9 protein-coding genes (1 of these 9 running past the window's edge) are annotated in these 12,466 nt (G+C 49.6%); 8 read left to right on the top strand and 1 reads right to left on the bottom strand.

Annotation, left to right across the window (positions count from 1 at the left end; translation table 11 throughout):
• The first annotated feature begins 109 nt into the window (after positions 1-109).
• The 8 genes from ptsP (at position 110) to clpB (ending at position 11,718) form a co-directional block, all read left to right on the top strand.
• Entirely contained in the window at positions 110-2,317 is a 2,208-nt protein-coding gene (ptsP, locus tag ICL80_RS04940) for a phosphoenolpyruvate--protein phosphotransferase (protein ID WP_194215768.1), read from the top strand.
• Between the two features lie 213 nt (positions 2,318-2,530).
• Positions 2,531-3,562: a helix-turn-helix domain-containing protein gene (locus ICL80_RS04945; protein ID WP_194215000.1), complete on the top strand. Its 1,032-nt coding sequence runs from the start codon at positions 2,531-2,533 to the stop codon at positions 3,560-3,562.
• A 98-nt stretch (positions 3,563-3,660) separates the two neighbouring features.
• Positions 3,661-4,785, top strand: coding sequence for a flavodoxin-dependent (E)-4-hydroxy-3-methylbut-2-enyl-diphosphate synthase (gene ispG / locus ICL80_RS04950; protein WP_194215001.1), 1,125 nt, complete (start codon positions 3,661-3,663; stop codon positions 4,783-4,785).
• Between the two features lie 21 nt (positions 4,786-4,806).
• Positions 4,807-6,045 (top strand): histidine--tRNA ligase, encoded by a 1,239-nt coding sequence (gene hisS, locus ICL80_RS04955; protein ID WP_194215002.1) that lies wholly within the window; start codon positions 4,807-4,809, stop codon positions 6,043-6,045.
• A gap of 11 nt (positions 6,046-6,056) precedes the next feature.
• The gene (prfA, locus tag ICL80_RS04960) at positions 6,057-7,133 is read left to right on the top strand and encodes a peptide chain release factor 1 (RefSeq protein ID WP_194215003.1); all 1,077 of its coding nucleotides are present in this window, start codon (positions 6,057-6,059) and stop codon (positions 7,131-7,133) included.
• The gene (gene prmC / locus ICL80_RS04965; RefSeq protein WP_194215004.1) at positions 7,133-7,990 is read left to right on the top strand and encodes a peptide chain release factor N(5)-glutamine methyltransferase; all 858 of its coding nucleotides are present in this window, start codon (positions 7,133-7,135) and stop codon (positions 7,988-7,990) included. The genes prfA and prmC overlap by 1 nt, the downstream gene beginning before the upstream one ends.
• Positions 7,991-8,175: 185 nt before the next feature.
• Positions 8,176-8,925 (top strand): DUF4167 domain-containing protein, encoded by a 750-nt coding sequence (locus ICL80_RS04970; RefSeq protein ID WP_194215005.1) that lies wholly within the window; start codon positions 8,176-8,178, stop codon positions 8,923-8,925.
• A gap of 192 nt (positions 8,926-9,117) precedes the next feature.
• Positions 9,118-11,718, top strand: a complete 2,601-nt coding sequence (clpB, locus tag ICL80_RS04975; protein WP_194215006.1) for an ATP-dependent chaperone ClpB — start codon at positions 9,118-9,120, stop codon at positions 11,716-11,718.
• A gap of 79 nt (positions 11,719-11,797) precedes the next feature.
• On the opposite strand, the gene ICL80_RS04980 is transcribed toward clpB, so the two are convergent.
• On the bottom strand, positions 11,798-12,466 hold the 3' end of the coding sequence (locus ICL80_RS04980) for a M23 family metallopeptidase (protein ID WP_194215007.1). 768 nt of this gene lie beyond the right edge of the window; only the last 669 of its 1,437 coding nucleotides appear in the window; the start codon falls outside the window, past its right edge; its stop codon occupies positions 11,798-11,800.

The following is a 12,466-nucleotide window of genomic DNA, read 5'->3' on the forward strand; positions in this document are numbered from 1 at the left end:
TCTGGTCCTATATCTTTAACGAGAGTAAGGCCAGGCTCTAAACAAGGGGATTACCTTGCCTGACCATGTAAGTCAGCCGAGACTATTATTAAGACGCTTGCACAGTGTAATGGCAGGCGGTGGCGACGCGCAAGATAAGCTTGACCGCGTTGTGCGCCTGATTGCCCAGAATATGGTTGCGGAAGTGTGCTCTATATATCTGGCACGCGCGGGCGGCGTGTTAGAACTTTTCTCTACCGAAGGTTTGAACGAAGAGGCGGTTCACCAAACACGCCTGAGTGTGGGAGAAGGCCTTGTCGGTCTTGTTGCCGAGCGTGGCCTGCCGCTTAATCTTTCAGAGGCGCCACAGCACCCTCGGTTTGCGTATCGCCCTGAAACAGGCGAGGAGATTTATCATAGTTTCCTCGGTGTGCCTGTGCGCCGAATGGGCCGTGTGGTGGGGGTTCTTGTTGTCCAGAACGTGGCATCGCGCAGCTATACACCAGAGGAAGTTGAGGCGCTTCAAACCATATCAATGGTAATAGCCGAGCTTGTGGGTGCTGGCGATCTGGTTGCCCAAACCGAATTAGCTGAAGATGTTTCGACAACAGGCAAGTCTGTTACATTAAACGGTACCATGTTTGCAAGCGGTGTTGGGGCAGGGGTGGCAGTGTTTCACCAGCCACAAGTGCGCATTACCCGAACAATTGCTGACAGTGTTGACGACGAAAAGAAACGCCTTGATGAGGCAATTGATACACTTGGTACCCAGCTTGAGGAAATGATCGAGCATCCGAACCTTGCCCACGGCGGCGAACACCGCGAGGTACTGGAAACATACCGGATGTTTGCCCACGACAGGGGCTGGCAGCAGAAAATGCGTGAGGCCGTTGCCTCAGGCCTGACGGCGGAGGCGGCTGTTGATAAAGTGCAGCAGGATAACCGCGCGCGGATGGCTAAAATCCATGATCCGTACCTGCGGGAGCGTATTGGAGACTTTGAAGATCTCGCTATCCGTTTAATACGGATTATCCAAGGTGATAAATCTGATTACCGTGCGGTTTTGAAGCGTGATTCTGTGCTTGTGGCGCGTAATATTGGCCCCGCAGAACTTATGGACTATGACCAGAAGTATCTGAAAGCGATTGTGCTTGAGGAAGGGTCTAGCACCGCGCATGTGGTGATCATTGCACGTGCTATGGGTGTGCCTGTTCTTGGGCGGGTTAATAACCTTTTAGGCCATGTTCAGGCGGGCGAACAAATTGTCGTTGATACTGAAAATGCGCATGCTTATATCAGGCCCGGCGAAGATGTTATCGAGACATACAGGGCAACGCTGAAGTTGCAGGAAAAGCTGCTTGCTGAATATGCATCAGAGCGCGATCTGCCCGCAGAAACCAAAGATGGTTTTAAAGTTGATCTTCTGATGAACGCAGGCCTTCTGGTTGATTTGCCCAGCCTTGATAAAACCGGTGCAGAGGGTATTGGCCTGTTTCGTACCGAGTTTCAGTTTATGGTTTCGCCGGTTTTACCAAAAGTGGATGAACAGACTAAAATTTACAAGACCGCGCTTGATATAGCAGGCGACAGGCCTGTGGTGTTTCGTACCCTTGATATAGGCGGCGATAAACAGGTGCCTTTCCTGCCTCGGGACGAGGAAGAAAACCCGGCTATGGGCTGGCGGGCTATTCGTGTGGCGCTTGACCGCCCTGCGCTTCTGCGTTTCCAGTTACGGGCGCTTCTTTATGCTGCCTCGGGTAAAACGCTTTATGTTATGTTTCCCATGATTGCTGAGGTGGCAGAGTTCAGGCGTTGTCGCGTTATTATGCAAAAGGAAATTGAACGACTGAAGAAATTTGGCAAGGTGCCGCCGGTTGCTGTAAAAATTGGCTGTATGCTCGAGGTACCCGCTTTAAGCTGGCAGCTTGATATTCTCCTTAAAGAAATAGACTTTTTATCTATTGGTACAAATGACCTGATGCAGTTCTTTTTTGCCTGTGACCGCAGCAACCCGCGATTGGCAGACAGGTATGATTTACTTGCCCCGTCTGTGCTGGCATTTTTACACATGATTTTTAAAGCATGTGCTGAAGCAAATGTGCCGGTTACTCTGTGCGGCGAAATGGGCGGGCGACCCATTGAAGCCATGGCACTTGTTGCGCTGGGCTTGAGGCGTATTTCAATATCGCCTACATCAATTGGTCCGGTCAAAAGAATGATTCGTTCGGTGCACATGGGCCAATTACAACAGTTTTTGCTGTCAAATATCGGTTCACCCGAACACTCGATTCGCGATTCGCTCGTACATTTTGCCCGAGATCATGGCATAAAGGTGTAGTTTTAGGACCTATGTCCTTGTAAATGAGCGTTTTTTGCCCAAAAAGCGCTAAATATTCACTTAAAATTTGAATATTATTGACTTGGTTCGCTAATTCATTTTTCACTGTTATATGTGATGGTTACGAAGGTTTGGTGAGATCTTCGGGTCACAGCAGCGCGTAAATGCGAAAATAAGGTAACTGCCTCATAAAAGGCAGGGGGCGGTTTTGATATGGAAAACAAAACAGCAATGATTGCGAATCTGTTAAAAGAAGCCAGGTTGGCTCAGGGGCTTTCTATCAAGGAAGTGGCCGCAGAGATTTGCGTGCGCAGTAGTTATTTAACAGCCATGGAAGAAGGCCGGTTTGATCAATTGCCGGAGCAAACCTTTGCTGTTGGTTTTGTGAAATCTTATGCGGGCATGCTGGGCCTTGATGTGGCGTCTATTGTTGCGGATTTTAAAAACGAGCTCGGTGTAGCGCCAAAAATTGAGCGCCGTGTTGTTTCGCATGTGTGCGACGACGAGCACACGGTGCGTAGAACACCGTCTTGGCTTGCGCCGGTTACAGGGCTTTTGGGTGTTTCCCTTTGCTGGGTAGTGTTTGGTTCAGGTTTCGGCTTTGCTGATGGTAGCAATGAAATGGCAGAGCAACATGATATCGCTATTGAGAAAGCACATTTGGCGGCTGTTCAGGCGAACCTTCAGGATATCGGCGTTGATGTAGATGAAACTGAGACGCCTTTGCTATACGCGCCTGTCAACCCATCAGAGCAGGTAGGTGTATTAGAGGTGGCGGCAGAGCCTACAGACAGCAAGACAGCACTTAGTGATGAGCAACAGGCAGGCCCTGTAGCAGAAGCCGTTACTGTTGCGACACTACAGACCGCGTTAGAAACACCGCCTTATAAAGCGGCTGGTTCGCTATTTGCCCCTGCGGTTTATGCGGGTGATTTTGCGGGCAATGATGTAGGTAAACCATATTTTGCTCTCGAAGCACAGGAAGATAGCTGGCTAAGACTGGTGGCGGAAGATGGCACTGAAATATGGGCAGGTGTTTTACGGGCAGGTGAAACCTACCGCCCCAAAGCAAAAGGGCCGTTGATGCTCTCTACCTCTAATGCGGGCGGTGTTATGTTGCATCTTGACGGCAAACACGGGCAGCTACTAGGGGACCGCGGTGCTGTGGTTACAAAGATGCAAATTGAGCAACCAGCCCAATTGAGCACCTTTAACCAGCGTAGTAGTCTTCCTGAAGGCTCTTGATACGCGATTTTTTAAGCTCATAGACAAATCCGTTCTTTAAGCTGACACTTTTCTCGTCTATAAGCCTCACAAATGCTTCTTTATAAGAAAAGGTGCTGTTGGTGAGCATTCGCCCGTGGAGAGATGTGATTAGAAGGAAATCCCGCCAGATAATGGTTGGGAATGTTCCTGTTGGTGGCGATGCGCCGATCACGGTACAAACCATGACCAACACCTTAACGTCTGATCCACGTGCGACCTTGAACCAGATCAGGCTCGCAGAAGAGGCCGGTGTTGATATTATCCGTGTTTCTTGCCCGGATGAAGAATCAACCGCAGCCATGCCTACCATTTGCCGTGAAGCAAAGGTGCCAATTGTTGCCGATATTCACTTTCACTATAAACGCGCGCTTGAAGCGGCTGATGCTGGCGCTGCTTGCCTCCGCATTAACCCCGGTAATATTGGGTCGTCAGAGCGGGTGAAAGAGGTTGTTCGGGCTGCCAAAGCTAATGGCTGTTCTATGCGGATTGGCGTTAATGCCGGGTCGCTTGAGAAGCATTTACTGGAAAAATACGGTGAGCCTTGCCCCGAAGCATTGGTTGAAAGTGCGCTTGAGCATGCCCGCATTCTTGAAGATAATGACTTTTTTGAATTTAAAATCAGCGTGAAAGCTTCAGACGTGTTTCTGGCGGTTGCTGCCTATCAGGGCCTTGCCGATGCGTGTGATTATCCGCTTCATCTTGGTATTACCGAAGCGGGCGGCCTTCGCGGCGGCACAGTGAAATCATCTATTGGTATAGGCTCGCTTTTGTGGGCAGGTATTGGTGATACTATTCGTGTATCACTGTCGGCTGAGCCTGAAGAAGAAGTGAAAGTAGGCTTTGAAATGCTGAAATCCCTTGGGCTGCGGCACCGGGGTGTTCAAATAATTTCCTGCCCGTCCTGCGCACGACAGGCTTTTCCGGTCATTAAGACAGTTGAAGTTCTTGAGCAGCGTTTAGGCCATATTCACACGCCGCTTAGTTTGTCGATTATTGGCTGCGTTGTAAACGGTCCGGGCGAAGCACGCGAAACAGATATTGGCCTCACAGGCGGTGGCAATGGTAACCACATGGTTTATCTGTCAGGGATGACGGACCATAAAATTACCGATGATAAACTGGTTGATCATATCGTTGAACTGGTCGAAGAAAAAGCAGCACAAATTGAAGCTGCAAACGCGGCAAGCGCTGCGGCGCATTAGCTTAAAATAAGGAAAAAAACAGTGTCCAAGCTGCAACCAGCGCGCGGTACGCGTGATATTTTTGGGGTCGAGGCCCGCCACATGACAGCGGTGGTTGATACATTCAAGCGCGTTGCTACGTCATATGGCTTTGAAGAGTTGGCAACCCCGATATTTGAATTCACGGAAGTGTACAAGCGCCCTCTTGGGGAAGCGTCTGATATTGTTTCAAAAGAAATGTACACGTTTGAGGACAGGGGCGGCGAGGAGCTAACCTTGCGACCAGAGTTTACAGCAGGTGTGTGCAGGGCCTTCATTTCAAACGGTATGCAGCAAAATACACCGTGCCGGTTAATGAGCCATGGCCCTGCTTTTCGCTATGAGCGCCCGCAAAAAGGCCGTTACCGCCAGTTTCACCAGATTAACGCCGAACTTTTAGGGCAGGCTGACCCGGAAGCTGATGTTGATATGATCGCAATGGCATGGAGAATTTTGAAAGATCTGGATATTGCAGGGAATGTCGTGCTGCACCTTAACACGCTTGGTGATAAGGAAAGCCGTGATGCTTACAGGGCCGCACTGGTAACGTATCTTGAGGGCTTTAAAGACAAGCTTTCGGAAGATAGCCTGCGCAGACTGGAAACCAATCCACTTCGTATTCTTGATAGTAAGGATGAGGGCGACCGCGAGATTATTGCCGGTGCGCCGTTGTTGTCAGAGTGTCTTAATGAGGTGTCTCAGAAGTTTTTTGAAACCGTTAAAAAAGGCATAGCCGCTGCAGGGGTGCCGTTCGTGCACGACGAAAGGCTGGTGCGAGGCATGGATTATTACACGCACACGGCTTTTGAGTTTGTAACTGATGCGCTTGGTGCACAGGGAACCGTGCTTGCGGGTGGTCGCTATGACGGCCTTATCGAGCAATTAGGTGGGCCAGCCACACCAGGTATTGGCTGGGCTGGCGGGATCGAGCGCCTTGCCATGCTTTCAGAAAAAGGTGTGGCCCCTGCGGCAGCCACGATTTTGATGCCCATGGGGGAAGCTGCAACCCTGAAAGCAATTGAGCTTGCCGAGGTGCTGCGCGATGCCGGGGCTAATGTTATGTCTGACCGTTCAGGCAATCTCAAAAAACGTATGAACAGGGCTGATAAATCAGGCGCGGCGTTTGCCATTATTATTGGCGATACTGAACTTGAAGCAGGGGTTGCCGCCGTGAAAAGCCTGTCAACGGGCGAGCAAACAGATGTACCTTTCGGTGAGCTTGCCGAACATGTAACGCGCTAAAGGGGCCAACCGTGATTTCAAACGAACAGATTCAAAGCCTTCTGGACCGCCATAATTATTTGTCTCATTCGCTGACGACACCGGACGAGTTTACAAATGAGGAATTTGTTAAACTGAGTAAGGAATATTCTGATCTTGGGCCGATCATAGAAGCCGCCAAAGAGTTGCAGGATGGCCGTAGTGAACTTGCTGACCTCGCTGACATGATGAAGGGGGATGACCCCGAAATGCGCGACCTTGCAGAAGCCGAATTTTATGACCTTAAGGAACGCCTGCCTGAAATGGATAAGGCTTTATCTATTCTGCTATTACCCAAAGATGCAGCTGATGAACGCTCGGCTATTCTGGAAATTCGTGCCGGTACTGGCGGCGATGAAGCGGCGCTGTTTGCGGGTGACCTGTACCGTATGTATGAGCGCTTTTCTGACAGTCAGGGCTGGAAAATTGAAATGATTTCGGCCTCAGCTTCCGAGGTGGGTGGTTTTAAAGAGGTTATTGCGAACGTGACTGGCAAGGGTGTGTTTGCCAAAATGAAGTTTGAATCTGGTGTGCACCGTGTACAGCGTATACCGTCGACAGAATCCGGCGGTCGTATTCATACAAGTGCGGCAACTGTTGCTGTTTTGCCTGAGGCTGAAGAAGTTGATCTTGATATTCGCCCGGAAGACCTGCGTATTGATACCATGCGGGCATCAGGTTCTGGTGGTCAGCACGTAAACACCACAGATTCGGCCGTCAGAATTACCCATATACCTACCGGTATTATGGTGGTGCAGGCTGAGAAATCGCAGCATAAAAACCGCGATAAAGCGATGAAGATTTTGCGCGCCCGCCTTTATGATATGGAGCGTGAAAAAATTGCAAATGAACGATCTGCAAATCGCCGATCTCAGGTTGGTTCTGGCGATCGTTCTGAGCGTATTCGCACCTATAATTTCCCGCAGGGACGTGTAACTGACCACCGGGTAGGGCTTACGCTGCATAAGCTGGATCAGATTATGGCGGGTGATGGCTTGACAGAAATGGTGAATGTACTGATTGATGCAGATCAGGCGGCTAAACTTTCAGAAATGGAAGCTGCCCTTTGATGAGCGACCGGGCGTCAGCTTTTGTTTTAAAGGCTGCTTCTCTGGAGCTTTCATCGGTTGGTATTCAAACCGCACGATTAGACGCAGAAATTTTGCTGGCTCATGTCTTGAAATGCGACCGTTTGGCGCTTTTTTCGCGCGACATTGAACTTACTGACGAGCAGGCGCTGGATTTCAAGCACTGCCTTACCAGAAGGCTAAGGTTCGAACCTGTGTCCTACATAACCGGGATGCAGCCTTTCTGGAGCCTTGACTTTAAAGTTAACGAGCATGTTTTAATACCGCGCCCTGATACTGAAACCCTTATAGAAGCAGTTTTAAAACAGAGGCCGCAAAAACCAGCGCTACAAATCCTTGATTTAGGAACAGGAAGTGGCTGTATTTTACTGAGTTTACTGGCGGAACTGGGTGATGCCCGAGGTGTAGGCGCCGATATGGCCGGAGAAGCGATAAAGGTTGCTCAGGAAAATGCGGTTTTGAATGGCTTGGCAGAGCGCGCGAGCTTTGTTCAAAGTGATTGGTTTTCAAATATTAAACGCCCAGCCGCCGGTTTTGATATAATAGTATCTAACCCTCCCTATATTATGAGTGATGATATTGCGGGTTTGATGCCAGATGTTAAAGACTTTGAACCCAAAACCGCGCTTGACGGCGGCATGGATGGGTTAGGCCCTTACAGGGTTATTATTTTGGAAGCCACAAAGTTTTTGTCAAAGGGTGGGCTGCTGGCGGTCGAGTTTGGTATTGGGCAGGCAGGCGATATTGCCGCTTTATTTGAGCAGGCAGGCTATTTTGAAATCACAACATATCCAGATTTGAACGGTATTGATCGGGTTATTAGCGGAAAAAACACTTAAAAAAGAAATTGGCGCTTGGAATAATGAATTTTAGGCGCTAGGGTGACCCTTGCAAAACGCAGATTGCTTGATTTTAGATTGGCGCTGCAGGCATATCCGAAAAAAATCGATTATCGATCTCGGACAATTGGCAGAATAAGTCTGCCAAATTATAAAACTTCTGACACTGTTGGTATAAATTTCGTATGACACAGCCTCAAAATGCGCGAAAACAGCGCGCACGTCCCGCAGCACGCAAAGGTGGCGGTAGAAATAGTAGTAATGGAATGAGTAATGGACCGGGGAACAACCGCCCAGATAATAGGGTGAGGGGAAACCCAAAGCAGTCTCTTGAGAAATACAAGAATCAGGCACGTGAGGCTCTTCAGTCTGGCGACCGTATGATGGCTGAATACTATTTTCAGTTCGCTGATCACTATCAGCGGGTTTTGAATGAAATGCAGGGCAATAATCGGGATAATGATTCCGATAATGATTCCGACAACCAGAATCAAAACCATAACCAGCATCAGAACCAAAACCAAAACCAAAACCAAAATCAGGGCCGCCGGGGTGGCAGAAACCGCAGAAACTGGGATAATGACAGTTCTGCTAATACTGATAACGGTAACGGCGTGGCACCAGAGCAAAAGGTTGCGGTAGCAAAAGCTCCCGATGAGGTTAAAAAAGCTGAAACAGCGGCGCTGGCACCTACTCCTGTAGAAAAAGAGACAATAGCGGAAAAACCAAAGCGTCAGCCGCGTGCTAAAAAGGTAGCCCCGGTTGATCCTGCAAAGGCAGAACAACCAGCCGAGGTTCACCCGGAACTTGATTTAGGCGCAACGGAAGCAGTGGCTGAAAAGCCAAAGCGCCGTGCACCTGTCAGGCGTAAGAAACCTGTGGCGAGCGATGCTGGCACGGCTACCGAAGCACCAAAAGATGACGCCGCAGCCTAATAATCGCTCTGTGTTCTAAAATTTATAAAAGGCGGCTTCTGAGCCGCTTTTTTTGTATCTAGGACTTGAGTGGTCCTTATCAATACCCACATATCAACTATACGGCGTGCCCAAACGGGGCGTCTTTGTTTGAAACAGATATTTTGTTGCTTCACAAGAAGGGCAAAAACACAGTCATGGGGTTGATAACACATGAATATTGAACACTATACCGAACGTACACGGGGCTTTATACAGTCAGCGCAAGGCTTGGCTATCCGTGAAAATCATCAGCGGTTTACACCAGAGCACCTGCTTAAAGTTCTTCTTGATGACAAGGAAGGCTTGGCCGCGAATCTAATACGGGCAGCGGGCGGCAAGCCAGAGGAAGCGCTTGCGGCAACCGAAAAGGCGCTTGCAAAATTACCTAAAATAGAAGGCAGCGGGGCAGGGCAATTGCACCTAGACCCGTTAACAGCGCAGACCTTTGCCAAGGCAGAAGAGATTGCAGAAAAAGCAGGCGATAAATATGTAACCGCTGAGCGATTACTGCTCGCACTTTTGTTAATGCCTAAATCTGCCTCGGCAGATATTTTGAAGGCCGCGAATGTTACAGCCGAGGGGCTTAATAAAGCCATTAATAAAATCAGACAGGGTCGCACAGCAGATAGCGCCTCTGCAGAAAATGCTTATGATGCTTTAAAGCGGTTTGCACAAGACCTGACAGAGCGTGCGCGCGAGGGGAAGCTTGACCCGGTTATTGGGCGCGATGAAGAAATTCGCCGCACCATTCAGGTATTGTCGCGCCGCACAAAAAACAACCCGGTTTTGATCGGTGAGCCTGGTGTGGGTAAAACAGCGATTGCTGAAGGACTTGCTCTTAGAATTGCTAATGGCGATGTGCCGGATAGCCTTAAAGACAAACGCATTATGGCGCTTGATATGGGCGCGCTTATTGCGGGCGCTAAATACCGCGGCGAATTTGAAGAGCGTCTCAAGGGCGTGTTGCAGGAAGTATCGCACGGTGGCGGCGATGTTATTCTCTTTATTGATGAGATGCACACACTGGTTGGTGCCGGTAAAACAGACGGTGCAATGGACGCTTCTAATTTGTTGAAGCCTGCTCTTGCCCGGGGTGAACTGCACTGTATTGGCGCAACTACACTGAATGAATACCGCAAATATGTAGAAAAGGATGCCGCTTTGGAACGCCGGTTCCAGCCTGTGATGGTGCTTGAGCCTACGGTCGAGGATGCGATTTCCATTCTGCGCGGCCTTAAGGAAAAGTATGAACTGCACCACGGCGTTCGCATTACAGATGGCGCTATTGTTGCGGCGGCTACACTTTCGAACCGCTACATTACAGATCGTTTCTTGCCGGATAAAGCGATCGACCTGATGGACGAAGCGGCTGCGCGCCTGCGTATGGAAACCGAATCAAAGCCTGTTGAGATTGACGAGTTGGATAGAAAAATCATCCAGCTTAAAATTGAACGCGAAGCGATGAAAAAAGAAAAAGACGAAGGAGCCAAGGTTCGCCTTTCTGACATTGAAAAAGAACTTGCTGATTTGGAACAAAAGTCAGCAGAGCTAACAGCACGGTGGCAGTCTGAAAAAGACAAGATCGCCGGTGGCCAACAGGTTAAGGAACAGCTGGACCGCGCCCGTATCGAGCTGGAGCAGGCGCAGCGTAGTGGTGATTATGCCAAAGCTGGCGAATTGCAGCACGGTGTTATCCCTGACCTTGAGCGCAGGCTACAGTTCTCTGCTGACCATGTAGAGGAATCAAACCTGCTGCGTGAAGAAGTAACAGATCAGGATATTGCAGGTGTTGTGTCCCGGTGGACAGGCGTGCCTGTTGATAGAATGCTGGAAGGTGAACGAGAAAAGCTTCTTAATATGGAAACGGCACTCGCTGGCCGGGTGATCGGGCAAACCGAGGCACTTGAAGCTGTTTCAAACAGCGTGAGGCGCGCGCGTGCTGGCTTGCAGGACCCTAACCGGCCTCTTGGCAGTTTCATGTTCTTGGGGCCAACCGGTGTCGGGAAAACAGAACTGACCAAAGCCCTTGCCGCCTTTCTCTTTAACGATGATACAGCGATGCTGCGGATCGACATGTCGGAGTTTATGGAGAAACATTCTGTTGCACGGCTGATTGGTGCACCTCCAGGCTATGTTGGTTATGAGGAGGGTGGCACCCTAACCGAAGCTGTGCGCAGGCGGCCCTATCAGGTGATATTGTTCGACGAGATCGAAAAAGCACACCCGGATGTCTTTAATGTGCTTTTGCAGGTGCTTGATGATGGACGTTTGACCGACGGTCAGGGGCGAACAGTGGATTTCAGCAATACACTGATTATTCTGACCTCTAACCTTGGGTCACATTTGATTGCCGAACTGCCTGACGGTGTGCCGGTAGAGGATGTACGCGGTAAGGTGATGGATGTTGTGAAAGCATCATTTAGACCCGAATTTATCAATAGGCTTGATGAGATCATTTTGTTCCACAGGCTTGAGCGGTCTGATATGGCGGGTATCGTTGATATTCAGCTTGCCCGGCTGCAAAAGCTTTTGGATGACCGAAAGATAACTCTAACGGTAACAGATGATGCTCGCATCTGGCTTGCTGATGCGGGCTATGATCCTGTTTACGGGGCGAGGCCTTTAAAGCGCACTGTGCAAAAATATGTTCAGGATAAACTTGCAGAGCAGATTTTACGGGGTGACATCAAGCCGGGCGATACAGTGAATGTTGGGCTTGGCGATAAAGACTTGCTGATAGCGCCGTTGAAAGCTCAGGCGAGCGCGGCCTGATTACGCAGGTAATGGTTATAAAAAAAGCCGCGCTTTTTGGGCGCGGCTTTTACTGTTTGTAGAATCAGGGTTCTGAACTTTAGCGCGCGGCTGTTGAAGCCGCACCAACAGGCGATGTGTCGTCTGCTGTGCTTGCCAGCGCGAGCTGCATATTTCTAACCTGATCAATTTCCGCAAGAATGACATCGCGGGATCCTTGAAAAGCCATTAGTTCTTCACCCTTTAGGGTGCGGCCTGTTGGCAACTTCAGGGTAAGCGGGTTCACCTGCTTATTGTTCAGCAATACTTCATAGTGCAAGTGTGCGGCGGTTACCCTGCCTGTTGCACCAGAATAGCCAATAACTTGCCCCTGCTTGACATGTTTACCCTTTTTAACACCTGTGCCGTACCGGCTAAGGTGGCCATACGCTGTTTTATAATCACCATTATGGCGGATACGAATATAATTACCGTAGCTGCCATTGCGGGAAGCCATTTCAATAACACCATCCCCTGCTGCCATAATCGGGGTGCCCGTTGGGGCCCTGAAATCGACGCCTTTATGCATCCGTGTATAACCAAGAACAGGGTGCTTTCTCGATCCGTAAGATGATGTAACGACGGCTACATCCAGCGGGGTTTTCATCAAAGCCCGGCGTGTGCTTTTGCCATCAGCGCTGAAATAATCCTCATCACCATTTTTATCTTTAAAATAAAAGGCTTCAAGGGTCCGGTTGCTGAGGGTCAGCACAGCTTCTAGAATCCGGCC

The organism is Kordiimonas pumila (assembly GCF_015240255.1).
Lineage (GTDB): Bacteria > Pseudomonadota > Alphaproteobacteria > Sphingomonadales > Kordiimonadaceae > Kordiimonas > Kordiimonas pumila.

Coding starts and splice junctions, on each gene's coding strand:
- prmC (WP_194215004.1), top strand. CDS start 7,133: ATGAGCGACCGGGCGTCAGCTTTTGTTTTAAAGGCTGCTTCTCTGGAG.
- ptsP (WP_194215768.1), top strand. CDS start 110: ATGGCAGGCGGTGGCGACGCGCAAGATAAGCTTGACCGCGTTGTGCGC.
- ICL80_RS04945 (WP_194215000.1), top strand. CDS start 2,531: ATGGAAAACAAAACAGCAATGATTGCGAATCTGTTAAAAGAAGCCAGG.
- clpB (WP_194215006.1), top strand. CDS start 9,118: ATGAATATTGAACACTATACCGAACGTACACGGGGCTTTATACAGTCA.
- ICL80_RS04970 (WP_194215005.1), top strand. CDS start 8,176: ATGACACAGCCTCAAAATGCGCGAAAACAGCGCGCACGTCCCGCAGCA.